Here is a 25,221-nt window from a genome sequence, read left to right on the forward strand (position 1 = left end):
CAAGGCTTGAATACCGTGGCGGACACGCTGTTTTCCGATACTCCCGACCGTTCCCGGCAACCGCTGGCCGAGCGCCTGCGCCCGCGCACCATCGACGAGGTGATCGGGCAACAGCACCTGCTCGGTGCGGGCAAGCCGCTGCGCGTGGCGTTCGAGTCCGGCGAGCCGCATTCGATGATCCTGTGGGGCCCGCCGGGCGTGGGCAAGACCACGCTGGCGCGGCTGATGGCCAGCGCCTTCGACGCCGAGTTCATCGCGCTGTCGGCGGTGCTGTCGGGCGTCAAGGACATCCGCGAGGCGGTCGAGCGCGCCGAGCAGTTCCGCGCGCACGGGCGGCGCACGCTGGTGTTCGTCGACGAAGTCCACCGCTTCAACAAGAGCCAGCAGGATGCCTTCCTGCCGCATGTGGAAAGCGGGCTCTTCACCTTTATCGGCGCCACCACCGAGAATCCCTCGTTCGAAGTCAACGGCGCCTTGCTGTCGCGCGCGGCGGTCTATGTGCTCAAGAGCCTGGACGATGCCGAGCTGACGCAGCTGGCGCTGCGCGCCAGCGAAGAACTCGGCGGACAGGGGGGCGACCTGAGCTGGCAGGACGAAGCGCTGCAGCTGATCGTGGCCTCGGCCGATGGCGACGGGCGCAAGCTGCTGAACAATATCGAGATCGTGGCGCGCGCCGCGCGCACCGCCGGCGCCGCGCAGATCGATACCGCGCTGCTTGGCAGCGCGCTGTCGGAAAACCTGCGCCGCTTCGACAAGGGCGGCGACGCCTTCTACGACCAGATCAGCGCGCTGCACAAGTCCGTGCGCGGATCGGACCCGGACGCCGCGCTGTACTGGTTCTGCCGCATGATCGACGGCGGCGCCGACCCGCGCTACCTGGCGCGGCGCATCGTACGCATGGCGTGGGAGGATATCGGCCTGGCCGATCCCCGTGCCGCCCGCATCACGCTGGACGCGGCCGAGACCTATGAGCGCCTGGGCTCGCCCGAGGGCGAACTGGCGCTGGGCCAGGCCCTGATCTACCTGGCCGTGGCGCCCAAGTCCAACGCCGGCTACAACGCCTACAACGCGGCGCGAGCCTTCGTCGGCAAGGACAAGTCGCGCGCGGTGCCGGTGCACCTGCGCAACGCGCCGACCAAGTTGATGAAGGAGCTTGGCCACGGCCACGCCTACCGCTACGCGCACGACGAGCCCGAGGCCTACGCCGCCGGCGAGCACTACTTCCCGGACGACCTGAAGGCCCAGGGCTGGTACCAGCCGGTGCCGCGCGGGCTGGAGGGCAAGATCGCCGAGAAGCTGCGCCACCTGCGCGAGCTGGATGCCGCCTGGCATCGCGAGCAGCGCGTGGCCAAGTCAAAGGACGGCGGCAAGGGCGGGGAGTGAGCGGTGGCGTGAGCCGGCAGCACGGCGGCGGCCTGGCCTCGCCCGGTTCGCGCCGGACTGGGCCGGTGCAGTAAAATGGCGGGTCCGCCGGCATGTCGCTGGCCCTGCACTTCACCAAAGCAACATGCTCGACATCCAGCTGTTCCGCAAAGACATCGACGCCGTGGCGCAACGCCTTGCCACGCGCGGCTACCAACTCGACATTGCGGCGTTCCAGGCACTTGAGGCCGAACGCAAGCAACTGCAGACCCAGACCGAGGAACTGCAGGCCCGCCGCAACAGCCTGTCCAAGCAGATCGGCATGCTCAAGGGCAAGGGCGAGGACGCCTCGGCCGTGATGGCAGAAGTGGGCGGCATCGGCGACACGCTCAAGGCCTCGGCCGCGCGGCTGGACGAGATCCAGGCGCACCTGGCTGAACTGATGCTGGCTATCCCCAACCTGCCGCATGAAAGCGTGCCGGTGGGCAATGACGAAACCCAGAACGTCGAAGTGCGCCGCGTGGGCGAGCCGCGCCAGTTCGATTTCGCCGTGCGCGACCACGTCGACGTGGGCGAGAAGCTGGGCCTGGACTTCGACACCGCGGTCAAGGTCACCGGTTCGCGCTTCTCGATGCTGCGCGGCGGCCTGGCGCGCATGAACCGCGCGCTGGTGCAGCTGATGCTCGACACCCATACGCAGGAACACGGCTACACCGAGATGTACGTGCCGTACATGGTCAACGCCGCCTCGATGCGCGGCACCGGCCAGTTGCCCAAGTTCGAGGAAGACCTGTTCAAGGTGCCGCGCAAGGTCGGCAGCGAGGAAGGCGAGCGCATCGAGAACTTCTATCTGATCCCGACCGCCGAGGTGCCGCTGACCAATATCGTGCGCGATGCCATCGTCGCGGGCGAGAAGCTGCCGCTGCGCTTTGTCGCGCATACGCCGTGCTTCCGCTCGGAAGCCGGCTCGTACGGCAAGGACACGCGCGGCATGATCCGCCAGCACCAGTTCGACAAGGTCGAGTTGGTGCAGGTGGTGCCGGCCGGGCAGTCGTTCGATGCGCTGGAGCAACTGACCGGCCACGCCGAGGCGATCCTGAAGAAGCTGGATCTGCCGTTCCGCACCATCGTGCTGTGCACCGGCGACATGGGCTTTGGCAGCACCAAGACCTACGACCTGGAGGTGTGGATCCCCGCGCAGAACACCTACCGCGAGATCAGCTCGTGCTCGAACATGGGCGACTTCCAGGCGCGCCGCATGCAGGCGCGCATGCGCACGGGGCAGGGCAAGCCGGAGCTGGTGCACACCCTCAACGGCTCAGGCCTGGCCGTGGGCCGCACGCTGGTGGCGATCCTTGAGAACTATCAGAACGCAGACGGCTCGGTCACGGTGCCGACCGCGCTGCAGCCGTACATGGGCGGCATCACCCGCCTGGAGTCGGAGCTGTAAAGCGAACTGAAAAAATCCGCAGCCAGCCTCTTGCATCGGCTGGCTGGACATGGCTATAATCTTGGTTTCGCCACACGGCAACAAGTTACCGGAGAGGTGGCAGAGTGGTCGAATGTACCTGACTCGAAATCAGGCGTACCGGCGACGGTACCGTGGGTTCGAATCCCACCCTCTCCGCCAAAACAAGAAGCTGCCCGGCTCGACCACCGGACAGGCAAAAACAGTGTAGTAAAACTCAGGCCGACGCCCACGAAAGTGCGCGTCGGTTTTGTTTTTTCCGCGGCCGGTTTTTCATGCGGCGGGCATGGGCCGCCGCACTGGCCTGCGTACCGGACGCGCTGCCGGGTGCACTATCATGGCGATCCGCAACGCAGGATGCCGCACCATGACACAGCCACCCGCCACCCAACCCCCAGCACCGGTCTTCCACGGCGATCCGGCCGAACTGCCGGCCGACCCCAACCTGGTCGCCGGCATGCCGTACCTGCACTACAAGGGCGGCGCCTACACGGCGGTCGGCATCGGCCGCTTCGAGGCCGATCTCGCGCCGGTGGTGGTCTATCGCGCGATGCGCGATCCCTCATTGCTGTGGGTGCGCCGCGCCGATGTGTTCAGCGAACCGGTGGCCACGCCGCACGGCGAGGTGCCGCGTTTTGCGCCCGCCTGGCCCGCGGCGCTGGCCTGCCTGGACTTCCTGCCGCGTCAGGCGGTGCTCGATGTGCTGGCGCTGCACGACACGCCTTACCGGCACTACCACGACCGCCGCCATATCCTGGAGATGTTCGAGACCGCTCACGCGCGCGGCATTGCGCTGGACCGCGCGCAGGCGCTGGCGGTGCTGTGCCACGACGCGATCTATGTGGCGGGGTGCGAGCACAACGAGGCGGCGTCGGCGGCGCTGATCGAAACGGTGGCGCCCGGCGAAGACCGCGCGGTGCTGGACCGTGCCGCGCAGATCGTGCTCGATACGCGCGGCCATGGCCCGAGCATTGCCGGCGCCGAAACTGTGCTCGATCTCGACCTGCTCAGGCTGGCCGCGACGCCGGAAAGGTTCGATGCCCATAGCCTGGACGTGTTCGCCGAGAACCGCGCCTTGCTGGCCGCGCGCACCGGTCTCCAGGGGGAGGCGCTGGAGACGGAATTCATGCGCCGCCGCGCGGCGTTCCTGGGCAAGCTGGCGCAGCGCCCGCAACTTTTCCTGACCGAAGCTTTTGCCGACTGCGAGGCGCCGGCGCGCGCCAATATCGCCCGCATCGTCGGCGCGGCGGGCGCGTCCCGTGATTGACGTGCCGGCACGCGCGAGCGCCTTCGCCGAGGCCGGGCTCACGCGGGGCACGGCGCTGGGGCTGCTGGCGCTGTTCACGCTGGTGACGGTGCTGCTGCTGAGCCTGGTGCCGCTGCTGGTCGCGCTGTTGCGGCCGGTGGTGCGCTGGCTGGACCGGTGGCGCGTGTGGGGGGCCGGCGCACTGTCCGCGCGCGTCGCCGCACAGCCGCGCCGCCTGAGCACGCTCACGCTGCGCGTGCTCGAGCGCGACATGGCCGAGCTGCTGGTGGTGCTGCTGGCCTGCGGCAGCGCCCTGTTCTGGCTGGCCGGCGAGGTCGCCGAAAGCGGGGGCGTGGTGCGCATCGACCAGATCGTGTTTGCTTGGCTGGGTGCCTTGCGCACCGACTGGCTCGATATCGCGATGGTGGCCGTGACCGAACTGGGCGGCGCGCGCATTTCCGTGGTGGTGGGCGTGGCGGTGTTCGCGTGGCTGTGCTGGCGGCGCGCCTGGACCGTGGCGCTATACTGGGCCGCCGCGCTGCTGGGTGCGCGCGCCTGCGTGATGGCGCTCAAGCTGGGCATGGCGCGCGTGCGCCCGGCCAGCATCTACAGCGGCCTGGAATCGTATTCCTTTCCCAGCGGCCACGCCACCAGCAGCATGGTCACCTATGGCTTCCTGGCGTTCCTGATGTGCCTGCGCCAGCCGTGGCGCGTGCGCATTCCGGTGCTGGCGCTGACCGTGGTGGCGGTGGCGGCGATCGGGATCTCGCGGCTGTACCTGGGCATGCACTGGCTGTCGGATGTCGCGGCAGGCTATGCGCTGGGGCTGGCATGGATCGCGCTGCTCGGTACGGCTTACCGCACGCTGCATGTGCCGGCGCCGAGGGAATCGGTGGCGCCATGGCGGCTGGGCGTGGTGGCTGCGGCAGCGGTGGTGGTGGCGTTCAGCTATGTGGCGTGGTTCCGGCTGCCGGATACGCTGGAGCGCTACCGGCAGGCTGGCGCCCCTAAGCCAGCGGCGCTGGCGCTTCAGCCTCCGGCGCTTGCGGCAGGCGCGACACCAGCAGCTGATCGATCTTGTGATGGTCGATGTCCAGCACTTCGAAGCGATAGCCCGCTACGGTGATCGACTCGGATTTCTTCGGGATGCGCTTGAGCGCGTAGATCACCAGCCCGGCCGCAGTGTCGACATAGTCCTCGCCGGGCAGGGTGTCGAGATCCAGCGCCTTCTTCAGGTCCACCAGCGGGGTGAGGCCGTCGACCAGCCAGGAGCTGTCATCGCGCCGCACGATCTGCTCGTCCTCGCTGGAATACAGGATGTCTCCCATCAGCGCGCCGACGATATCGTCCAGCGTGACTATGCCCACCACCAGCCCGTACTCGTTCATCACCACGGCAAAGTTCTGGTGCATCTCGCGGAAGCGCGTGAGCGCCTCGGACAGGGTCAGCGTGTCGGGGATCACCAGCACGTTCTTGTCGTGGTGGCGGCCGATATTGCCGATCGCAGCGGCGCTTTCATTGGCGAGCAGCAACTGCAGGATGTCCTTGGAATCGATATAGCCCTGCACGTCGTCGAGGTCGTGCCCGCACACCGGGTATTGCGCGTGCGGCTGGCTGACCAGCTTGCGGCGCACGCTGTCGGCGGGTTCGTCGAGACTCAGGTAGACCACGTCGTCGCGCGGCGTCATGATCGCAGTAATGCTCTTGAACTCGAGCTCGAACACGTTCTCGATCAGGTGGAGTTCATGCTTGTGGAGCACGCCGGCTTCGGCGCCGGCATCGACCATCGCGGCGATGTCCTCGGTGGTGATCTGGTCGACCGGCTTGGTCGGCAGGCGCAGCAGCCGCAGCGTGGCATCGGCGGCGGCGTTGAAGATCCACACCAGCGGCTTGAGCACGCGCAGCAGCGTCAGCATCGGGTCGATCACCGCCACCGCGCACCGCTCGGGGAAGGTCATGGCGATGCGCTTGGGGATCAGGTCGGCAAACTGGATAAACAGCAGCGTCACGATCAGGAACGAGCCGATATTGGCCGTGCGCTGGGCGTGGACCACCTGCATATAGGGCGACAGCGTTTCCAGCAGCAGGTCCGACACATGCTTCTCGCCGAGGATACCGGCCAGGATGGCCACGCTGTTGACGCCGATCTGCACGATCGTGAAGAAATTCCCGGGCTCCTCCTTGAGCCGCAGCACGCGCGTGGCGCGGCCATCGCCGCGCTCCGACAGGACTTGCAGCTTGGTGCGGCGGGCGGCCGTCAGCGCGATCTCGGAGACCGAGAAAAAGGCGCTGACAAGGACAAGGGCGATCAGGATCAGGACGAACATAGGCGGTTTGGCGCCTGCAGCTTGTGCCTGCAGGCGGCTTGATGATGGTGCACGGCGCGAGCGGCTGTCAATCAGGCATCAGGCAGACCTCGATCGCGGCTCCGAGGCACCGCGTCAAAGCTGGCGGCCGGCGCTTCCAGCCGCTGCGGCAGCGTCGCGGCCAGTTCCCCGGCGGCCAGCGCAAACTGCGCGCGCAGGTCGTCGGCCAGGCTGGAGCCGGCGCGGTGGCTGGCGCGCAGCATCTGGATCTCGAACGGCAGCACCGGCGCCACGTCATGCAGCGCGACCCGCTCCGGGCTGGCGCTGAGCGCGGTGTACTGGTCCAGCAGGGTCACGCCCAGTCCGGCATCGACCAGGGCCAGCGCCAGCGAATAGGTCTGCACCTCCAGCGTCGAGCGCGGCTCCAGCGCATGCCGGGCCAGGGTCTGGCGCACCAGCAGCCCGAGCGAGCTGTTGTCGTCATAGCCGATGAAGGCGCGCTCCATCAGCCGCTGCATCGGCACCACCTGGCGGCGCCCGCCGGCAGGCAGCGGCTGGCCGCGCGGCACCGCCAGCAGCATGCGGCCGCTGGCCACCGGCTCGCAGGAGATGGCCTCGTGGCCCGGCGGCGCAAAGGCAAAGCCCAGGTCGATCTGGTTGGCCAGCAGCGCCCCGACGATCTCGTCGGTATGGTGGGTCAGCACCTGCACCTGCGTGTCCGGGTGGCGCGCGCAGAAACGCCGCACTGCCGGCACCAGCAGCGGGTTGGCCAGGCTGGGGGTGGCGGCCACGCGCAGCCGCCCAGCGCCCTTGTGACGCAGGCTTTCCGAGACCCGGCGCACGCGCTCGATCTCGCCATATAGCCTTTCGACATCGCCATAGAGCGCATTGGCCTCGGGCGTGGCCTGCAGCCGGCCGCGCACCCGTTCGAACAGGCGGAAGCCGAGCGAGGCCTCGGCATGCTGCAGCACGCGCGTGACCACCGGCTGGGACACATGCAGCAGGCGCGCGGCCTCGCTGACGGTGCCGGTCAGCATCACGGCGCGGAAGACTTCGATCTGGCGCAAGCGCATGGCAATCCGGGAAGCGGGCAGGCATCCATAGCCTGATGACATATTCTGGCACGTATTCGCATTGGGCAATCCGCGCCGCCTGCACTACGCTTTGCCGGATCAGGACGAAGCAATCAAGGGATGGCAATGCAGGTAGTGATCGTGGGCGCCGGCGTGGTCGGCATGACGACGGCATGGCGCCTGGCCGAGGACGGCCACCAGGTGACGGTGCTGGAGCGCCACGACGGGCCGGCCGAGGAGACCAGCTTTGCCAATGGCGGGCAGCTCAGCTACAGCTATGTGGCGCCGCTGGCCGGGCCGGGCGTGATGGCCAAGGTGCCGGGCTGGCTGCTGCGGCGCGATTCGCCGATGCGCTTCCGGCCTGCTGCCGACCCGGCGCAGTGGCGCTGGCTGGCAGCCTTCATGGGCGCCTGCAATGCCGCCACCAGTGAAGCCACCACGCGCAAGCTGCTGCGGCTGGGGTTCTATTCACGCGACCTGATGCAGGCCTTCGTGGCCCGGCACCAGCATGATGATGTGGGCGCCGGCTTCGATTTTGCGCGGCGCGGCAAACTGGTTGTGCACCGCGATGCAGCGGCGCTCGACGCGGCCTGCCAGTTGCTGGAATACCAGGCCAGCCTGGGTTGCGAGCAGCAGGCGCTGGACCGCGATGCCTGCGTGGCGCTGGAGCCCGCGCTGGCCGGCATCCGCAACGAGATTGCCGGCGCCATCTACACGCCGAGCGAGGAGGTGGGCGACTGCCACCGCTTCTGCCTGTCGCTGGCACGGTTGCTGCAAGACGGGGCGCACGCCGGCGTGTCGATGCGCTTCGGCACCGTCGTGCAAGAACTGGTGCAGCAGGGCGGGCGCGTGACCGGCGTGCGGACCGCCAGCGGCGTGATGCCGGCCGACGTGGTGATCGTGGCCGGAGGCATCGGCAGCGTGCCGCTGCTGCGCCCGCTGGGCGTGCGGCCGATGCTGTGGCCGCTCAAGGGTTACAGCATCACGGTGCCGCTGGCCAGCGGCGCGCGCGCGCCGCATATCAGCGTGACGGACTTTGCCAACAAGATCGTCTACGCGCGCATCGGCAATACACTGCGGGTGGCGGGCATGGCCGACCTGGTGCGCGGCGGCACCCGCATCGACCCGGAGCGGGTCGGCACGCTGGTGGCACAGACGCGCGCGCTGTTCGAGGGCATCGTGCCCGAGCTGCCGCTGGCGCAGCTGCAGCCGTGGGCCGGGCTGCGCCCGACAACGCCGGACGGCCTGCCGCTGGTGGGCCCGTCGCGGGTGTCCGGGCTATGGCTGAACCTGGGCCACGGCGCGCTCGGTTTTACGCTGGCGATGGGCAGCGCCGGCCTGCTGGCCGACCGGCTGGCAGGGCGCCGTCCGGCCATCGAAGCAGAGGATTTTGATGCTGCGCGCGCATAGCCGCAGGCAAGTATTGCTTCATGCCGTACCCGTGCGTCCGCAATCCACGACGCTGTTCACGAAACATGCCTCAATGACCAAGCCCCACTACAAGGAGCGAACTTGACGTCCTCCCCCTGCCTAAAGGCAGGGGATTCCCACACTTGGCGATGCACGTCCGCATCGGAGAATGTTTAACGCAGCATTGGTATCACGGTCATGCACGACACCACATCTACTGCAGGTCCACTCTCTTATTCGCAGTCCTGCGATACCTTTCGGCCGCGTCGTGCTGTCCTTCGAACCGCACGCCGAACAGGACTGGGTAGAACCGCTTTCGTTCACTTCCTCAAACGTGGCTCCGTGCGCAATCGCTTTGTAGCGGAGCTTGTCCCGGAAGGACGACCAGGATGCGTCGTAGACGCTCTTCGCCATCTTGGTTTTGGCGAGTTTCAAAGCCGACACGTTGCCGACCGCGATGTAATCGAAGCGCCGGACGAGCTCGAGCGCAAGCTTGTGCTGGAAGTCGGCGCGGGCATTCGCCACCTTGGCATGCAGCTTGGCAATATGCCGCTTGTGCTTTCGCGCACGCTGCGCCTTCGCCAGTCGTTCGGCGGCATGCCGGCCAAACCGGTCATTGGGGAGCTTCTCGCCGGTCGAAAGCGTCGCGAAGTCCTTCAAACCAAGATCGATGCCGACGCCAGTTTGAATCGGGCGTGCCGGCATATCAGCAACTTCTATCACGATGTTGAGAAACCAGTTCCCGCGCGAATCCTGCGCAAAGTTGCTGCCGTCCCTGACCTTGCCTTCGGGCAACAGGCGACTATTGAAAACGCGGAAGGTATGCCCGGCAAAGCGAAACGCCTCGCCCTCTCGTTTCAAATCGCGGCCCTTCATGGGCACCCATCCAAGGCTCTTCCTACCGCGGTATCGCAAGTAAGGACGGCGATGCTGGCTGCGCGATTTCGCGTACTGCTCGCATGTCGCGTTGACCGTGCCGGAATGGATGCCGAGTTCCTTGCTGCTGCCCGTGGTCAGCACGTTCAGATCGAACCCGCTCGGCCACGTCTTCCCCCATTTGAGCGCGTGCTTCTGCGTGTCATTGCAGAAGTTCCAGACGTAGTTCACCGCGCGGCTCTGCTTGTTGAGCAGGCCGTTGAGCGACTTCACCCGGTAGCGGTAGACACGAATCATGCCGCTCATTCTAACGTGGGAATGCCGCCTCTCGGCGGCGCCCCTTTCACTCCCCGCCTTGAATGGCGAGGCTTCTCGGAGCAAATCTGATGAAATCACTGCACACCCACCGATCCGCCACCCGCCACGCGCTTGCGGCCGCCACGCTGCTGCTGGCCGCCGGCGCCGCCCAGGCCGCCGATGGCGACACGCTGAAGAAGATCAAGGACAGCGGCGTGATCTCGCTTGGCTATCGCGAATCGTCGATCCCGTTCTCATACACCGACGGCAAGGAGGTCATGGGCTATTCGCACGAGATCCTGCTGCAGATCGTCGACAAGGTGAAGAGCGAACTGAAGATGCCCGGCCTGCAGGTGCGACTGACCCCGATCACCTCGCAGAACCGCATCCCGCTGGTGCAGAACGGCACGATCGACATCGAATGCGGCAGCACCACCAACAACCTGGAGCGCCAGAAGCAGGTGGCGTTCTCCAACAGCCTGTTCGTATACGGCATCAAGATGCTGACCAAAAAGGATTCGGGCGTGAAGGAGTTCGCCGACCTGAAGGAGCGCAACGTGGTCACCACCGCCGGCACCACCGGCGAGCGCCTGCTGGTCAAGATGAACGGCGAGAAGGCCATGAACATGAACCTGATCAGCACCAAGGACCACGGCCAGTCCTTCCTGATCCTGGAGACCGGCCGCGCCGCTGCCTTCGTCATGGACGAGCCGCTGCTGTATGGCGAGCGCACCAAGGCCAAGAGCGCGGGCGACTGGGTGGTGGTCGGCGCGCCGCTGCAGACCGAGAACTACGCCTGCATGTTCCGCAAGGACGATCCCTCGTTCAAGAAGCTGGCCGACGGCGTGATCGCAGACCTGCAGACCAGCGGCCGTGCCGAGAAGCTGTACAACAAGTGGTTCATGTCGCCGATCCCGCCGCGCGGCATCAACATGAACTACCCGCTGTCGGCCGACATGAAAGCGCTGTTCGCGGCGCCGAACGACAAGGCCTACCAGTAAGAGCAGGGCGCCACCGCCGGGATGGCATCAGGCCCGGCGGTTATTTAGCCATAATGAATCGATATTTAGCACTCGATAGTGTTTGCGGTAGTGTTGAGCCCGATATAGGCTCATAGCAGCACAACTGGCCGGCGGCCCTCACAAGCGGCCTCCGGCGCTGTCTGACCCCACACTGCTTATCCGCATCCACTGGAGAACATATGCGATCGATTCGTACTGGTTGGCTCAAATCCCTGCTGGCTGCCTCGCTGCTTGCCGGCGCCGGGCTGGCGTCCACCGCGGCGCAGGCCGCCGACCTGCTCGATACCGTCAAGCAGGCCGGCGTGCTCAAGATCGGCCTGGAGGGCACGTATCCGCCGTTCGGCTTCCGCGGCGCGAAGAACGAGCTGGAAGGGTTTGACGTGGACGTGGCGCGTGCGGTGGCGGGCAAGCTGGGCGTGAAGCCGGAGTTCGTCACCACCGAGTGGAGCGGCATCATTGCCGGCCTGCAGGCTGGCAAGTTCGACGTGATCGTCAACCAGGTCAACGTCACGCCTCAGCGCCAGCAAGTGCTGGACTTCTCCACGCCCTACGTTTACTCGGATGCGCAGCTGATCCAGCGCAAGGACGACAACCGCCAGTTCAAGTCGCTGGAAGACCTGAAGGGGCACAAGCTCGGCGTCAGCCTGGGCAGCAATTTCAACGACCTGGCCAAGTCGGTGCCGGGCATCGACGTCAAGACCTATCCCGGCGCGCCTGAGTACCTGCGCGACCTGGCGGCACAGCGCGTCGACGCCGCGCTGAATGACCGGCTGATGGTCGCCTACCTGGTCAAGACCGCCAACCTGCCGCTGCGGCAGGGCGCAATCGTGGCGGGTGCCACCACGCAGGTGGCCATCCCGTTCCGCAAGGACAACCCCAAGTTCGCGCAGGCCATCAACCACGCGCTAGATGACCTGGCCAAGGACGGCACGCTTGGCAAGCTCTCGGTGAAGTGGTTCGGCACCGACGTGACCAGGCCCGCCGGTAAGCCAATCAAGTAAAACAGTCAGGAAAGCCAGTCAGGTAAGCCGGCCAGCAAGCCGGGCGGTATCATGTCGCGGCGCCGCGGCCTGCATGGCTGCCGCGCCGCTTTCTTTTTCATTCTTCTGCCGCCGCCACGCCCATGTCCGCTCTCCAGCTTGTCACCGATTCTCTGCCCGTACTGCTGCAGGGCACGCTGCTGACCATCAAGTTCGCGTTATGGTCGATGGTGTTCGGGCTGATGCTGGGCACGGTGGTGGCGCTGATGGGCATCAGCCATAGCCGCGTGCTCAAGGCGGTGGCGCGCACCTACGTCAGCATCATGCGCGGCACGCCGCTGCTGGTGCAGATCTTTGTCGTCTACTACGGGCTGCCGGGCATCGGCATCGCGCTGGAGCCCACGCCCGCGGGCGTGCTGACGCTGAGCCTGAATGTCGGCGCCTACCTGTCCGAGAGCATGCGCGGGGCCATCCTGGGCGTGTCGCGCGGCCAATGGCTGGCAGCCTACAGCCTGGGCCTGACGCCGGTGCAGGCACTGCGCTACGTGGTCGGCCCGCAGGCGCTGCGGCTGGCGGTGCCGAGCCTGTCCAACAGCCTGATCAGCCTGATCAAGGACACCTCGCTGGTATCGGTCATCACCGTGACCGAGCTGCTGCGCACGGCGCAGGAGGTGATCGCGGCCACCTACCAGCCGTTGCCGCTGTACCTGGCAGTGGCGGCCATCTACTGGGTGCTGAGCACGGGGCTGTCGGGCGTGCAGCATATGCTGGAGCGGCGCTTGTCGCTGCCCGGGCGACACTGATCGGTGCTACAAAGTAAAAGGCCAGCTCCGCGGAGCTGGCCTTTTTTATCGCCGGGCCGGTCAGCCCTGCGCGATGCGGCTGGCGATATGCCCCAGCGCCTCTTCCACCTGGTCTACCAGGACCAGGCACAGGTCGCCCGGCTGCAGGTGCGACAGCGCGGTATCGATGGCGAGGAACTCGCCACGGATCTCCTCGACCTGGCCGGCGCGTTGCGCGCCCTGCAGGCCTTCGCGCAGCAGCGCCAGCACCTCGCCGTCGGCGCGGCCGCGCTGGCACTGGTCCTGGTACAGGATGACTTCATCGAACACGCCGCCCAGGATCTGGGTCTGGCGGCGGATGTCGTCGTCGCGGCGGTCGCCCGCGCCGCTGATCACCACCACGCGCCGTTTGGCGGGGATGGTCTCGACAGCGCTGCACAGTGCCAGGATGGCATCCGGGTTGTGGCCGTAGTCGGCGATCAGCGTGGCGCCGCGGTAGTCGAACACGTTGAAGCGTCCCGGGGCGGTCTGCGCGTCGTTGACGAAGGTGGCCAGGCCGCGGCGGATAGTCGACCAGTCGATGCCCAGCGCCCACGCGGCGGCGATCGACGACATCGCGTTATCGACCTGGAAGCCGATGGTGCCGTTGCGCGTCAGCGGGATCTCGGCCAGTGCGATGCGCACTTCGGTATCGCCTTCGGATACGACGATGTCGGCGCCGTCCACGAACACCACGCGCTTGCCCTGCGCACGGTGCGTGGCCATGGCCGGCTGGTTGGGGTCGTGCGCGAAGAAGGTGACACTGCCGGGGCAGGCGTCGGCCATGCGCACCACCATCGGGTCGGCCGCGTTCAGGACCGCCATGCCGTGCGGCGCGACGTTCTGCACGATCACGCTCTTGAGCACCGCCAGGTCTTCCACCGAGTTGATGAAGGACAGGCCCAGGTGGTCGCCTTCGCCCACGTTGGTCACCACCGCCACGTCGCAGCGGTCGAATGCCAGGCCTTCACGCAGCAGGCCGCCGCGCGCGGTTTCAAACACGGCGGCGTCCACGTCCGGGTGCAGCAGCACGTTGCGCGCGCTGCGCGGGCCGCTGCAGTCGCCGGTGTCGATGCGCTCGCCCTGGACATACACGCCGTCGGTGCCGGTCATGCCCATGCGCAGGCCGCTGGTGGCCATGATGTGGGTGATCAGCCGGACCGTGGTGGTCTTGCCGTTGGTGCCGGACACGGCCACCACCGGAATGCGGCCATCGTCGCCATCGGAGAACATGGTCGAGACAATGGCTTCGCCGACCGCGCGGCCCTTGCCGTACGACGGCTGCAGGTGCATGCGCAGGCCCGGCGCGGCGTTGACCTCGACGATGCCGCCGGCCTGTTCCTCGAACGGCTTGAGCATGGTCTCGCACACGGCGTCGACGCCGGCGATGTCCAGGCCTACCATCTGCGCCGCCGCCACGGCGCGCGCGGCGATGTCCGGGTGGACGTCGTCGGTCACGTCGGTGGCGCTGCCGCCGGTGGACAGGTTGGCGTTGTTGCGCAACACCACGCGCGTGCCCTTGGCCGGCACGGAATCGGCGGTCAGGTTCTGCTTGGCCAGCGTGGCCAGCGCGATATCGTCAAAGCGGATCTTGGTCAGCGAGGTCGCATGGCCTTCGCCGCGGCGCGGGTCGCGGTTCACTTCCTCGACCAGCTGGCGCACGGTATGCACGCCGTCGCCGATGACCTGCGGCGGATCGCGGCGCGCGGCCGCCACCAGTTGCTTGCCGACCACCAGCAGGCGGAAGTCATGGCCCGGGATATAGCGCTCGACGATCACGTCCGAGCTGATGTCCGAGGCGACCTCATAGGCCGTCATCACTTCCTCGCGGGTGCGGATGCGCACCGCCACGCCCTTGCCCTGGTTGCCGTCGCGCGGCTTGACCACCACCGGGGCGTCGATTTCCTGCGCGGCGGCCCAGGCCTCTTCGGCGCTGCGCACCGAGCGGCCCAGCGGCACCGGCACGCCGGCGGCGTGCAGCAGGGTCTTGGTCAGGTCCTTGTCCTGCGCGATCGATTCGGCCACGGCGCTGGTGCGGTCGGTCTCGGCGGCCTGGATGCGGCGCTGCTTGCTGCCCCAGCCAAACTGCACCATCGAGCCCTGCGTCAGTCGCCGGTAGGGAATGCCGCGCGCCACCGCGGCGTAGACGATGGAGCCGGTGCTCGGCCCCAGGCGCACGTCCTCGTCCAGCTCGCGCAGGCGGTGCAGCGCGTCGGCGAGGTCGAATGGGGTGTCGTTGCGCGCGGCGCGGCACAGGGCCTCGGCCAGCTCGAGTGCAAGCCGGCCGACTTCTTCCTCGCTGTATTGCACGATCACCTGGTAGGTGCCGGGCTCGACCGTCTGCGCGGTGCGGCTGAAGGTGACCGGGCAGCCGGCGGCGGCCTGCAGGCGCAGCGCCGTCACTTCCAGCACGTGGGCCAGCGACAGCTCGCCCGATTCCTCGTCCGGGCGCAGCGGCCCGATCTCAGGGAAACGGGCGCGCAGCCGGTCTTCAAAGCCGGGCAGCGCCGACAGCATGTTGGTGGCATCCTGGCAGGCCACGATCGCCTCGATGGCGGTGTGGCGGCACCACAGGTTCGGGCCCCGCAGGGCCCGGATACGTGAGACTTCCATAGAACGGTTTCCGTGTCTTCTATGCGCGGTTGAGCTTGGGGCCGCGTCAGCCGCGGCGCGCAGGCTGGCCCATCCAGTGGTGCACCAGGTCGACGGTGGCGCCGGTGGCGGCCTCGTCGCACTGCAGTACCAGCAGGTCGCCCGGCACCAACTGGCTCAGGGCGGTTTCAATGGCGCTGGCACGCGTGCCTTCGTCGATGATCTTGGTTACGCGCCGGCCTTCGTACATGCCCTGCTTGAGCAGCGCGCGCGCCTCGGCATCGGGCAGGGCGCGCTTGACGCTGCGGTCCTCGCACAGGAAGACGCGGTCGAAATGCTGGCCCAGTGCCTTGCCCTGGCGCACCAGGTCTTCGTCGCGGCGCTGCACGCCGGCGCCGTAGACCACCATGCGGCGCTCGGCCGGAAAGCGGTCCAGCGCGGTCGCCAGTGCTTCCAGCGCGGGCGCGTTGTGGGCGTCGTCGATCACCACGGTGGCGCCGTTGCGCTCGAACAGCGTGAAGCGGCCCGGCACGTCGACCTGGCCGACATCGAAGGTCACCACGCCGGCGCGGATCAGGTCGTTGGAAATGCCCAGCGCCCAGCCCGCGGCCACGGCCGCGAGCACGTTCTCGACTTGGAACGCGACGCGTCCGGCGTAGGTCAGCGGCACCGCGGCCACGTCCACCAGCGCGGTTTCACTGCTGCCGATGGCCAGCACGATCTTGCCTTCGCGCAGGTACACCGCGCGCTTGCCGGCGGCGCGGTGCGACACGATCGCGGGCAGCTCCGGCGTCAGGCCGAAGAAGATCACGTCGCCGTCGCACAGCCCGGCCATCTCCACCAGGCGTTCGTCGCGCGCGTTGAGCACGGCCGCGCCTGTCTCCAGCACCACGTCGACCTGCGTGCGCAGCACGTTGTACATGCGGTCCTCGTCCTCGACGTAGTAGTCGCCGAGGTGGTCGGGCTGGTCGAAATTGGTGACCACGCCGACCTGGCAGCGGTCGTAGACCAGGCCTTCGGAGAGGATGCTGCCGCTGTCGTTCTCGAACACGGCGGCCTCGACCGCGCGGTTCATCAGGATGCGATGGCCAGATTCCCAGTTGGCGCGGTCGCCGCTTTCCACCTGGCGGCGGTCCAGGAACAGCCCGTCGCTGCAGGCCAGGCCGGTATGCTTGCCCGACAGTTGCAGCAGGCGCGCCACCAGGCGCGCCACCACGGTCTTGCCATTGGTGCCGGTCACGCCCACCACCGGGATGCGGCCCTGGTCGTCATCGGACTCAGGGAACAGGTGGTTGACGATGGCGCGGCCCACCGGGCGCGGCGTGCCTTCGGCCGGCTTGATATGCATCAGCAGGCCGGGGCCGGCGTTGACTTCGACGATGGCGCCGCGTTGCTCGGCCAGCGGGCGCGAGATGTCCTCGGCCACCAGGTCCACGCCGGCGATGTCCAGCCCGACCACGCGCGCGGCCAGCGCCGCATGCGCGGCGACGCTCGGGTGCACGCGGTCGGTGACGTCGAAGGCGACGTTGCCGTTGCGCTGGATCAGCACCGAGCGGCCTTCGGGCGGGACCGTGCTGGCGTCCATGCCCTGGCGCTTCAGTTCCAGGCGCGCGGCCGAGTCCAGCCGCACACGGTTCAGCGGATGGTCCTCGGTGGTGCCGCGGCGCGGATCGGAATTGATCTGCAGCTCGATCAGCTCGTCGATGGTGGACTTGCCGTCGCCGACCACGCTCGCGGTCTCGCCCATGGCGGCGGCCACCAGGCGGCCGCCCACCACCAGCAGGCGGTGCTCGTTGCCGGGGATGAAGCGCTCGACGATGACGCCGTTGCCTTCGTCGATGGCCACGCCGTAAGCGGTCTCGACTTCCTCGCGGGTCATCAGGTTGGTGAACACGCCGCGGCCGTGGTTGCCGTCATAGGGCTTGACCACCACCGGCACGCCGATGTCCTCGGCGGCGTCCCAGGCGTCGGCCGGGGAATCGACCATGCGGCCCTCAGGGACCGGCACGCCGCAGGATTCCAGCAAGCTCTTGGTCAGGTCCTTGTCGCGCGAAATGCTTTCGCCGATGGCGCTGGTGCGGTCGGTCTCGGCGGTCCAGATGCGGCGCTGGCGCGCGCCGTAGCCGAGCTGCACCAGGTTGCCGTCCGACAGGCGGATCGCCGGGATCTCGCGGTCGTCCGCGGCATCGACGATGCAGGCGGTGCTGGGGCCCAGGCAATGCTCGTCCACCAGGCGGCGCAGGTTGTCCACGGCGGCGGGGACGTCGAAGGGACGGTCCTCGATCGCGGCCATGACCAGGTCGCGGGCGGTGAACAGTGCGACGCGGGTGACTTCCTCGTGCCAGGCGCGCACGATCACCTTGTAGACGCCGCGCACCGGGGTCTCGCGCGCCTTGCCGAAGCCGCCGGGCATGCCTGCCAGGTTCTGCAACTCAAGCGTCACGTGTTCCAGGATATGGCCGGGCCAGGTGCCTTCCTTCAGGCGCTGCAGAAAGCCGCCGCGCTCGCCGATGCTGCAGCGATGCTCGATCAGCGACGGCAGCCAGGCCGACAGGCGCTCGTAGAACCCCGGAATCGTGTTGGAGGGAAAGTCCTCCAGTTCCCCGATATCGACCCATGCCTCCAGTACGGGCCGATATGTCCACATATTCGGGCCGCGCAGCGACATGACATCGAAAATCTCAATGTCCTTCTTTTTCATTGAATTAGCTTGAGGCAGTGGGCGGAACCGCCCGAGAAATGGAAGCCTAACCTTTCAGTAACGTTACAGCACAGAGCGGGTTGACTTTCTTCGTGTAAAAGTGATTGTGCAGTGCATCAGGAGTACCCGCGCGTTCGTCGTTATGTATACTGCGGGCGAATTCGCGGGCCGCCAGAGCGTGCCCGGCCTAAATTTGTTTCAAGTTATGTCCGTACCCCCTGGACGCACGCCGCGCCATCCATGACCCAGTCCTCCCTGCCTGTCCCTACCGCCCCTGCTGCCGACGAGCCCTGGCGGGCTGAATCCGGATCGTGGCTCCGACCCGGCGAGACCGTCCTGGCCGGACTGGCTCTGGACCTCGACGCGAAGCTGCATTTTACCCAAGGGTGGCTGGTTGTGACCGACCAGCGCATCGTTGCCCGGGCTCCCGGTGAAAAAAATGTGCGGGAATGGAACATCGCGCCCACCCTGCGCCTGTCGCACACCGACCACGCGGGCGTGGGCGCGCTGGAACTGAGCGGTCCGGAGGGCCGGCTGGCCAGCTGGCGATATACGCTTGGTTACAATCCGGCCGCGCTGCGGCTGGCTGACCAGTTCGAAGCCCAGCGCGACGCCGCCGGCGCGCGCCCGGCCGGCGAGGCGGGCGAGGTGCTGTGCCCGACCTGCAAGGCGCCGCTGCCCCCTGACGAGGAGCAGTGCCCTCAATGCAGCCGGGAGCTGGAAACCCCGCCCTCGACCTGGGCGCTGCTGCGCCTGTGGCGCTTTGCCCGGCCCTACCAGTGGCAACTGCTTGCGGGCTTCCTGCTGACGCTGCTGTCCACCGCGGCCACGCTGGTGCCGCCGTACCTGACCATGCCGCTGATGGACAAGGTGCTGATCCCGTTCCAGAACGGCGTGCCGATTGACTACGGCCTCGTGCGCGTGTACCTGGCGGGATTGCTGGGCGCGGCGCTGGTGGCCTGGTCGCTTGGGTGGGCGCGCACCTACCTGTTGGCGCGCGTATCGGAGCGCATTGGTGCCGATCTGCGTACAACAACATACGAACACCTGCTAAAGCTGTCGCTGGAATATTTCGGCGGCAAGCGCACCGGCGACCTGATGGCGCGCATTGGTTCGGAAAGTGACCGCATCTGCGTTTTCCTGTCGCTGCACCTGCTGGACTTTGCCACCGACGTGCTGATGATCGTCATGACGGCGGTGATCCTGGTGTCGATCAACCCGTGGCTGGCATTGGTCACACTGGTGCCGCTGCCGTTTATCGCCTGGATGATCCACCTGGTGCGCGACCGCCTGCGCCACGGCTTCGAGAAGATCGACCGGATCTGGTCCGAGATCACCAATGTGCTGGCCGATACCATCCCCGGCATCCGCGTGGTCAAGGCCTTTGCCCAGGAAAAGCGTGAGGTGTCGCGCTTCCGCGAGGCCAACAAGCACAACCTGGCGATCAACGACCGCGTCAACGCGGTATGGTCGCTGTTCACGCCTACGGTCACGCTGCTGACCGAGATCGGCCTGCTGATCGTGTGGGTGTTCGGCATCTGGCAGGTGTCGCACAGCGCCATCACGGTGGGCGTGCTGGTGGCGTTCCTGACCTATATCAGCCGCTTCTACACCCGGCTGGATTCGATGAGCCGGATCGTCTCGGTGACGCAGAAGGCCGCCGCCGGCGCCAAGCGCATCTTCGACATCCTCGACCATGTGTCGAGCGTGCCGGAGCCGGTGCGCCCGGCGAAGCTGGACAAGGTCGAGGGCGCCATCGACATGAGCGACCTGGGCTTCCGCTACGGCAACCGCGCGGTGATCCGCGGACTGAACCTGTCGATCGAGCCGGGCGAGATGATTGGCCTGGTGGGACACAGTGGCTCGGGCAAGAGCACGCTGGTCAACCTGATCTGCCGTTTCTACGATGTTTCCGAGGGTGCGATCCGCGTCGACGGCGTCGATATCCGCTCGTTGCCGGTGTCGGAATACCGCCGCCATATCGGCCTGGTGCTGCAGGAGCCGTTCCTGTTCTTCGGCACGATTGCCGACAACATTGCCTACGGCAAGCCCGACGCCACGCGCGAAGAGATCATCGCCGCCGCGCGCGCCGCGCATGCGCACGAGTTCATCCTGCGCCTGCCGCATGGCTATGACTCCCTGGTCGGTGAACGTGGCCAGGCGCTGTCGGGCGGCGAGCGCCAGCGCATCTCGATCGCGCGCGCGCTGCTGATTAATCCGCGCATCCTGATCATGGACGAGGCCACCTCGTCGGTCGACACCGCCACCGAGAAGGAAATCCAGAAGGCGCTCGACAACCTGGTGCAGGGCCGCACCACCATCGCCATCGCGCACCGCCTGTCGACACTGCGCAAGGCCGACCGGCTGGTGGTGATGGACCGCGGCCAGATCGTCGAAGTCGGCAGCCATGACGAACTGCTGTTGCGCGAAGGCGCGTACTACAAGCTGTACCAGGCGCAGGCGCGCAATGTCGACACCGAGGACGGAGACGGCGAGGACGAAGCCGTTGAAACGCTGGAGGCCGCCAATGCCCAATGACATCCCCGCCACCACGCCGACGCCCATGTTTACGCTAGATCGCAATCCGTTCGGCCGCCTGGTCCTGATCGCCGAGGACGGCACCGTCCACGAAGGCGTGGTGCCGGTGCGCGCCTTCCCGATTTCCGCGCCGCAGGGCGGCATCGGCCTGATGAGCACCGACGGGCATGAGGTGGTGTGGATTCCGCGGCTGGAGGATGTGCCGCAGGCAGAGCGCGACATGATCGAAGCGGAACTCGCCTCGCGCGAGTTCATGCCGGAGATCGAGCGTATCGTCAGCGTGTCGACCTACGCCACGCCCAGCGTGTGGACGGTGCAGACCGATCGCGGCCAGACCGAGTTGGTGCTGCGCGGCGAAGAGGCGATCCGGCGCCTGGCCGGCAGCACGCTTCTGGTATCGGACACGCACGGCATCCACTACCTGATCCGCGACCTGATGGCGCTGGACAAGCACAGCCGAAAGATCCTCGACCGCTTCCTCTGAGGCGTCGCTGGCGACGCTGGAACCCTGGCCGGAGCTCTGCCGGCTGGGTTCTTGTTCCGTGTCCTAGTGCAGCATCTCGGACGCGTCGTCTTCGTCGTCCCAGTCATCGTGCATGACCGGCACGTCAGGCGCCATGTCGAACACCATCGAGTGGTAGCGCACGCTGAACCACTCGCGGAACATCTGCAGCGACAGTTCCTCGGGCCACATCGAGTCGTCGAACCACTCGCCCAGCATGAATTCAAAGAACTCCTGCCAGCGCTTCTCGACCCAGCGCATGGCATTGTCGTGCGTATCGGCCAGTTCTTCCGGCAGCAGGAACACGCTCTGGTCCTCGCGCACCTGCTCTAACGTGAGGCCGGCCACCGGCTGGGGATCGACCGCCTGGATCCAGTCCAGGAACGGCTGTTCCGGGACCAGGGCGACCATGGAACGGTTGATGGTGAAGCGGGGATGGTCAGACATGGCGAAAGCCTTCAAGGACTGCAACCGCCTATTGTAGTCCTTCGCCGTGCGGCTTCCCTGCGCGCTACTGATAATCCATGGTAAAGATCATCGCGCTTGATACCGTCCCCGGTGAGGGCGTGCCGCCCAGGCCGATGTAGCGCGCGCCGAAGCAATATGTGGCGGGGACGTTGGCCGTGATGTTGCTCATCGAACGAAGGGCTGCCCAACTGCCCCTTGATCCACACCATGCCGCAAGGCGCTGTGATCCGGACCTCCGTTCGCTTTCGTCGAGCCATTGAGGAAAACGACAAGCGCATTGCCGCCGGTGGCTGGCTATAGTCTGCGAGGGGCTGCAGGCAGGCCATGCCGTCTGATGCGGACAAGGCATGAATCGATTCTTGTCTGTCATGAATCGGGCACCTGCCGACAAGGCACAGGCCCGACAAGGAGAAGTCATGGATACGTATGTCGACCTGCAGCGGGCCATCCTGAACAACATACCCGACCAGGCCTGGCTGAAGGACGCCGGCTCCCGCTACGTGCTGGTCAATGACGCCTTCATGGCCGCATGCGGGCGGTCCGAGGCCGAGATCTTGGGCAGCACGCCGGACAAGGTATGGTCGGAGGAATGGGGACGGGTCTACCTGGGCACCGACAAGGCCGTGGTGGCCAGCGGCATCCGCCGGCGTTATGAGGAATGCCGTCACGGCCAGGACGGCAGCCTGCGCTGGTTCGATACCATCAAGATGCCGATTCGGGGCCAGGACGGCGCGGTCGTCGGCACGGTCGGCATCTCGCGCGACATTACCGACCGCAAGCGCTCCGAGCAGGAGTTGCTGGATTCGCGCGCGCAGTTGCGTGAGCTGTCCGCCTACCTGCAGTCCGTGCGCGAGGCGGAGCGCACCCGGATCTCACGCGAGCTGCACGATGAGCTGGGCCAGTCCCTGACGGCATTGCGCCTGGGCCTCAGTTTTATCGAAGCGCAGCAGGGCCCCGATGCCGACGACGCGTGCCGCAAGCATTTGCAGATGCTCAAGCAGATCGCGGATTCGACGGTGGATGCGGTGCAGCGCATCGCGGCAGACCTGCGCCCGCCGCTGCTGGATGAGCTGGGGCTGACTGCTGCGATCGAGTGGCTGGCCGAGTCTTTTTCCGAGCGCGGCGGCATCGCCTGCGAGCTCGCGCTGCAGCCCGTCGGCGAGCTCAGCGCCGAACTCAGCACCGCGGTCTTTCGCATCGCGCAGGAAGCGCTGACCAATGCCTGCCGCCATGGCCGCGCCGATCGCGTGCGGGTGGAACTGAGCGAGGCCGGCGGAACCTTGCGGCTGGTGGTTGCCGACAACGGCCGCGGCATCGATGCGTCCAGGGCCGGGCATCGCCGCAGCCTGGGTTTGCTGGGGATGCGCGAGCGTGCGCTGATGCTGGGCGGCAAGCTGACGGTAACCAGCGAGAAGGGCGGCGGCACCCGGGTCGAGGCGCAGATCCCCAATGCCCGCGCTGCCGGTAACGGAGGCGCAAGATGATCCGCCTGATGCTTGCCGACGACCACACCATCATCCGCGACGGGCTCAAGAAGATCTTCTCCACCGTGCCCGACATGCAGGTGGTGGCCGAAGCCGCCGACGGCTGCGAAGTGTTGGCGCTGCTGCGCGCGCAGGCGCCGGACGTGCTGCTGCTGGACATGTCGATGCCGGGGCGCAGCGGCATCCTGCTGATCCAGCAGATACGGGCCAGCCATCCGGCGCTGCCGATCCTGGTGCTGAGCATGTACCGCGAGTCGCAATATGCGGTGCAGGCCATCCGCGCAGGCGCGGCGGGCTACCTGACCAAGAATGTCGAGTCCGACCAGCTGCTCGGTGCCATCCGCAAGGTAGCGCGCGGCGGTACCGCGGTCTCGCCGGCGATTGCCGACAAGCTTGTCAGCCAGGCTCGGCAGCCGGATGCCATGTTGCCGCATGCACGCCTGACGGCGCGTGAACTGCAGGTGTTCCAGATGCTGGCCGAGGGGCAGGGCATCAACGAGATCGCTGCGGCGCTGTCGCTCAGCGCCAAGACCGTGAGCACCCACAAGGCCAATATCCTCGGCAAGATGGATATCGCTTCGACTGCCGGGCTGGTGCACTACGCCATTCGCCACGGCCTGCTCGCCGAAGCCGGGGACGCCGCCTAGCCTGCTGCGGATCTGCTGCGGTGCGTCTAGGAAAATCCTTAGGTCGAATTCAGCCAATCCTGATGCAGTGATGCCGCCCCGGCACCTACGCTTCAGGTAGCGAAGCCCTGACTTCGCCTGCATAACAAGACCTGAGGAGACAAGCCATGCAGCTGGATCTGCTGATCCGGGACGCCTGCGTTCGCGACGACGCGCCCCTGACCGATATCGCCATCCGCGACGGCCGCATCGCCGCCATCGAGCCCGGCATCGACGTGCCGGCGCATGAAATGATCGAGGCCGGCGGCCGCGCGGTCATCCCGGGGCTGGTCGAAGCGCACCTGCACCTGGACAAGGCCCTGCTGCACCGCCGCCTGCCGGCGCGCTTCGGCACGCTGGACGAAGCCATCCGCGTCACCGGCATCCTGAAAAGCAAGCAGCAGCGCCAGGATGTGCTGGACCGCTCGCGCCAGGTGCTGGAGATGGCGGTCAGGAACGGCACGGTGGCGATCCGCGCGCATCCCGATGTCGACCTGATCCAGGGGCTGATCGGAGTGGAGACGCTGCTTGAGCTGAAATCGGAGTACCACGATCTGCTCGACCTGCAGATCGTGGCCTTCCCGCAAGAGGGCATCCTGAAATCGCAGGGCACCCGCGAGCTGATGACAGAGGCCATGGACATGGGCGCCGATGTGGTCGGCGGCTGCCCGTACAACGAGCTGAGCTGGGTCGACACCATGCGCCATATCGACATGGTCTTCGAACTGGCGCAACGCTATGACGCGCCGGTCGACATGCATGCCGATTTTGCCGACGACACCGGCGACCAGCGCTTTGCCGCAGTGTCATATATCGCGCAGAAGACCATCGAAGCCGGCTACCAGGGACGCGTGTCGCTGGGCCATGTCACGAGCCTGGGCGCGCTTGACGCGGCGCAGCTGCAGCCGCTGATCGAGCAGATCCGCGAGGCCGGCATCAGCATCGTCACGCTGCCCGCCACCGATCTCTATCTCGGCGGCCGCACGGACGTCCAGAACCAGCGCCGCGGGCTGGCGCCGGTGAAGGCCCTGCACAGCGGCGGGGTCAACGTGGCGTATTCCTCGAACAATATCCGCAATGCCTTCACGCCGTTCGGCAAGGCCGACATGCTGCAGATCGGCAACATGCTGGCGCACGTGGCCCAGTTCGGCGTGCCCGAGCACCAGCTCGCGGTGCTCGACATGGGCACGCACAACGCCGCGCGCGCGATCGGCCTGCACGACACCTATGGCCTCAAGGTAGGGCGCCAGGCGGACCTGGTCGTGCTCGATACCTTCCAGGTGGCCGATGCGCTGATCGACATCCCGCCGCGGCTGTGGGTGGTCAAGCGCGGCAGGATCACCGTCGTCACGCAGCATCGCTGCGAGATCCATCGGCACCGGTGCTGCCCGCACTGACAGCAATGCCCGT

Annotated in this window: 20 protein-coding genes and 1 tRNA gene; 14 read left to right on the forward strand and 7 right to left on the reverse strand. The window is 67.0% G+C overall.

Translation table 11 applies throughout. The features are described from left to right. Nucleotides 1–15 precede the first annotated feature (15 nt). From KB879_RS04090 to KB879_RS04110, 5 genes are all read left to right on the forward strand, one after another. Nucleotides 16–1,383 (forward strand): replication-associated recombination protein A, encoded by a 1,368-nt coding sequence (locus KB879_RS04090; protein WP_049800597.1) that lies wholly within the window; start codon nucleotides 16–18, stop codon nucleotides 1,381–1,383. A 124-nt stretch (nucleotides 1,384–1,507) separates the two neighbouring features. Next, a complete protein-coding gene (gene serS / locus KB879_RS04095) occupies nucleotides 1,508–2,812 on the forward strand; it encodes a serine--tRNA ligase (RefSeq protein ID WP_013955819.1) in 1,305 nt (434 codons plus the stop codon). 90 nt (nucleotides 2,813–2,902) lie between these two features. After that, nucleotides 2,903–2,992 (forward strand) — tRNA-Ser (locus tag KB879_RS04100). A gap of 175 nt (nucleotides 2,993–3,167) precedes the next feature. Beyond that, the gene (locus KB879_RS04105; RefSeq protein WP_013955820.1) at nucleotides 3,168–4,097 is read left to right on the forward strand and encodes a DUF1653 domain-containing protein; all 930 of its coding nucleotides are present in this window, start codon (nucleotides 3,168–3,170) and stop codon (nucleotides 4,095–4,097) included. After that, nucleotides 4,090–5,202, forward strand: a complete 1,113-nt coding sequence (locus KB879_RS04110; protein ID WP_211980814.1) for a phosphatase PAP2 family protein — start codon at nucleotides 4,090–4,092, stop codon at nucleotides 5,200–5,202. The genes KB879_RS04105 and KB879_RS04110 overlap by 8 nt, the downstream gene beginning before the upstream one ends. On the opposite strand, the gene KB879_RS04115 is transcribed toward KB879_RS04110, so the two are convergent. After that, complete coding sequence (locus tag KB879_RS04115; RefSeq protein WP_153954845.1) at nucleotides 5,084–6,403, reverse strand: hemolysin family protein; 1,320 nt, start codon at nucleotides 6,401–6,403, stop codon at nucleotides 5,084–5,086. The genes KB879_RS04110 and KB879_RS04115 overlap by 119 nt on opposite strands. A 71-nt stretch (nucleotides 6,404–6,474) precedes the next feature. After that, nucleotides 6,475–7,455 (reverse strand): LysR family transcriptional regulator, encoded by a 981-nt coding sequence (locus KB879_RS04120; RefSeq protein ID WP_153954844.1) that lies wholly within the window; start codon nucleotides 7,453–7,455, stop codon nucleotides 6,475–6,477. A gap of 126 nt (nucleotides 7,456–7,581) precedes the next feature. Between KB879_RS04120 and KB879_RS04125 the strand changes: the two genes are divergently transcribed. Beyond that, nucleotides 7,582–8,865: a D-amino acid dehydrogenase gene (locus KB879_RS04125; protein ID WP_153954887.1), complete on the forward strand. Its 1,284-nt coding sequence runs from the start codon at nucleotides 7,582–7,584 to the stop codon at nucleotides 8,863–8,865. A gap of 120 nt (nucleotides 8,866–8,985) precedes the next feature. Here KB879_RS04125 and KB879_RS04130 read toward each other — a convergent pair whose 3' ends face one another. Next, on the reverse strand, nucleotides 8,986–10,038 hold the full coding sequence (locus KB879_RS04130; RefSeq protein WP_211980815.1) for an RNA-guided endonuclease TnpB family protein: 1,053 nt from the start codon (nucleotides 10,036–10,038) through the stop codon (nucleotides 8,986–8,988). An 89-nt stretch (nucleotides 10,039–10,127) separates the two neighbouring features. Between KB879_RS04130 and KB879_RS04135 the strand changes: the two genes are divergently transcribed. From KB879_RS04135 to KB879_RS04145, 3 genes are all read left to right on the forward strand, one after another. Further along, on the forward strand, nucleotides 10,128–11,039 hold the full coding sequence (locus tag KB879_RS04135; protein WP_153955014.1) for a glutamate/aspartate ABC transporter substrate-binding protein: 912 nt from the start codon (nucleotides 10,128–10,130) through the stop codon (nucleotides 11,037–11,039). A gap of 200 nt (nucleotides 11,040–11,239) precedes the next feature. After that, a complete protein-coding gene (locus KB879_RS04140) occupies nucleotides 11,240–12,061 on the forward strand; it encodes a transporter substrate-binding domain-containing protein (protein WP_013955826.1) in 822 nt (273 codons plus the stop codon). A 122-nt stretch (nucleotides 12,062–12,183) separates the two neighbouring features. Continuing rightward, nucleotides 12,184–12,843 carry an amino acid ABC transporter permease gene (locus KB879_RS04145; protein ID WP_013955827.1) on the forward strand — a complete coding sequence of 220 codons (660 nt, stop codon included), beginning with the start codon at nucleotides 12,184–12,186 and terminating at the stop codon, nucleotides 12,841–12,843. A 60-nt stretch (nucleotides 12,844–12,903) separates the two neighbouring features. Here KB879_RS04145 and cphA (KB879_RS04150) read toward each other — a convergent pair whose 3' ends face one another. Further along, complete coding sequence (cphA, locus tag KB879_RS04150; protein ID WP_211980816.1) at nucleotides 12,904–15,474, reverse strand: cyanophycin synthetase; 2,571 nt, start codon at nucleotides 15,472–15,474, stop codon at nucleotides 12,904–12,906. A gap of 46 nt (nucleotides 15,475–15,520) precedes the next feature. Further along, a complete protein-coding gene (gene cphA / locus KB879_RS04155; protein ID WP_153955015.1) occupies nucleotides 15,521–18,154 on the reverse strand; it encodes a cyanophycin synthetase in 2,634 nt (877 codons plus the stop codon). A 240-nt stretch (nucleotides 18,155–18,394) separates the two neighbouring features. On the opposite strand from cphA (KB879_RS04155), the gene KB879_RS04160 reads away from it, so the two are divergent. Continuing rightward, nucleotides 18,395–20,692 (forward strand): ABC transporter ATP-binding protein, encoded by a 2,298-nt coding sequence (locus tag KB879_RS04160; protein WP_211980817.1) that lies wholly within the window; start codon nucleotides 18,395–18,397, stop codon nucleotides 20,690–20,692. Next, complete coding sequence (locus KB879_RS04165) at nucleotides 20,682–21,176, forward strand: DUF1854 domain-containing protein (RefSeq protein ID WP_013955831.1); 495 nt, start codon at nucleotides 20,682–20,684, stop codon at nucleotides 21,174–21,176. The genes KB879_RS04160 and KB879_RS04165 overlap by 11 nt, the downstream gene beginning before the upstream one ends. 63 nt (nucleotides 21,177–21,239) lie before the next feature. On the opposite strand, the gene KB879_RS04170 is transcribed toward KB879_RS04165, so the two are convergent. Together KB879_RS04170 and KB879_RS40165 are read right to left on the reverse strand one after the other, a co-directional pair. Continuing rightward, the gene (locus tag KB879_RS04170) at nucleotides 21,240–21,641 is read right to left on the reverse strand and encodes a hypothetical protein (RefSeq protein ID WP_013955832.1); all 402 of its coding nucleotides are present in this window, start codon (nucleotides 21,639–21,641) and stop codon (nucleotides 21,240–21,242) included. Between the two features lie 64 nt (nucleotides 21,642–21,705). Continuing rightward, nucleotides 21,706–21,831 carry a hypothetical protein gene (locus KB879_RS40165; protein ID WP_256449301.1) on the reverse strand — a complete coding sequence of 42 codons (126 nt, stop codon included), beginning with the start codon at nucleotides 21,829–21,831 and terminating at the stop codon, nucleotides 21,706–21,708. A 247-nt stretch (nucleotides 21,832–22,078) separates the two neighbouring features. Between KB879_RS40165 and KB879_RS04180 the strand changes: the two genes are divergently transcribed. From KB879_RS04180 to KB879_RS04190, 3 genes are all read left to right on the forward strand, one after another. Then, nucleotides 22,079–23,146, forward strand: coding sequence for a PAS domain S-box protein (locus KB879_RS04180; protein ID WP_153955017.1), 1,068 nt, complete (start codon nucleotides 22,079–22,081; stop codon nucleotides 23,144–23,146). Then, complete coding sequence (locus KB879_RS04185) at nucleotides 23,143–23,793, forward strand: response regulator transcription factor (RefSeq protein WP_013955835.1); 651 nt, start codon at nucleotides 23,143–23,145, stop codon at nucleotides 23,791–23,793. Before KB879_RS04180 ends, KB879_RS04185 begins: the two co-directional genes overlap by 4 nt. 146 nt (nucleotides 23,794–23,939) lie before the next feature. Continuing rightward, entirely contained in the window at nucleotides 23,940–25,208 is a 1,269-nt protein-coding gene (locus tag KB879_RS04190) for an amidohydrolase family protein (protein WP_153955018.1), read from the forward strand. The last annotated feature ends 13 nt before the right edge of the window (nucleotides 25,209–25,221 follow it).

It is taken from the genome of Cupriavidus sp. KK10, from assembly GCF_018223725.1.
Classification (GTDB): Bacteria; Pseudomonadota; Gammaproteobacteria; order Burkholderiales; family Burkholderiaceae; genus Cupriavidus; species Cupriavidus necator.

What these genes read in the sequence shown, in the direction of transcription:
- serS (WP_013955819.1), top strand. Translation starts at nt 1,508, where the DNA reads ATGCTCGACATCCAGCTGTTCCGCAAAGACATCGACGCCGTGGCGCAA.
- KB879_RS04105 (WP_013955820.1), top strand. Translation starts at nt 3,168, where the DNA reads ATGGCGATCCGCAACGCAGGATGCCGCACCATGACACAGCCACCCGCC.
- KB879_RS04115 (WP_153954845.1), bottom strand. Translation starts at nt 6,403, where the DNA reads ATGTTCGTCCTGATCCTGATCGCCCTTGTCCTTGTCAGCGCCTTTTTC.
- KB879_RS04120 (WP_153954844.1), bottom strand. Translation starts at nt 7,455, where the DNA reads ATGCGCTTGCGCCAGATCGAAGTCTTCCGCGCCGTGATGCTGACCGGC.
- KB879_RS04125 (WP_153954887.1), top strand. Translation starts at nt 7,582, where the DNA reads ATGCAGGTAGTGATCGTGGGCGCCGGCGTGGTCGGCATGACGACGGCA.
- KB879_RS04130 (WP_211980815.1), bottom strand. Translation starts at nt 10,038, where the DNA reads ATGATTCGTGTCTACCGCTACCGGGTGAAGTCGCTCAACGGCCTGCTC.
- KB879_RS04135 (WP_153955014.1), top strand. Translation starts at nt 10,128, where the DNA reads ATGAAATCACTGCACACCCACCGATCCGCCACCCGCCACGCGCTTGCG.
- KB879_RS04140 (WP_013955826.1), top strand. Translation starts at nt 11,240, where the DNA reads ATGCGATCGATTCGTACTGGTTGGCTCAAATCCCTGCTGGCTGCCTCG.
- KB879_RS04145 (WP_013955827.1), top strand. Translation starts at nt 12,184, where the DNA reads ATGTCCGCTCTCCAGCTTGTCACCGATTCTCTGCCCGTACTGCTGCAG.
- cphA (WP_211980816.1), bottom strand. Translation starts at nt 15,474, where the DNA reads ATGGAAGTCTCACGTATCCGGGCCCTGCGGGGCCCGAACCTGTGGTGC.
- cphA (WP_153955015.1), bottom strand. Translation starts at nt 18,154, where the DNA reads ATGAAAAAGAAGGACATTGAGATTTTCGATGTCATGTCGCTGCGCGGC.
- KB879_RS04160 (WP_211980817.1), top strand. Translation starts at nt 18,395, where the DNA reads ATGACCCAGTCCTCCCTGCCTGTCCCTACCGCCCCTGCTGCCGACGAG.
- KB879_RS04165 (WP_013955831.1), top strand. Translation starts at nt 20,682, where the DNA reads ATGCCCAATGACATCCCCGCCACCACGCCGACGCCCATGTTTACGCTA.
- KB879_RS04170 (WP_013955832.1), bottom strand. Translation starts at nt 21,641, where the DNA reads ATGTCTGACCATCCCCGCTTCACCATCAACCGTTCCATGGTCGCCCTG.
- KB879_RS40165 (WP_256449301.1), bottom strand. Translation starts at nt 21,831, where the DNA reads ATGAGCAACATCACGGCCAACGTCCCCGCCACATATTGCTTCGGCGCG.
- KB879_RS04180 (WP_153955017.1), top strand. Translation starts at nt 22,079, where the DNA reads ATGGATACGTATGTCGACCTGCAGCGGGCCATCCTGAACAACATACCC.
- KB879_RS04185 (WP_013955835.1), top strand. Translation starts at nt 23,143, where the DNA reads ATGATCCGCCTGATGCTTGCCGACGACCACACCATCATCCGCGACGGG.
- KB879_RS04190 (WP_153955018.1), top strand. Translation starts at nt 23,940, where the DNA reads ATGCAGCTGGATCTGCTGATCCGGGACGCCTGCGTTCGCGACGACGCG.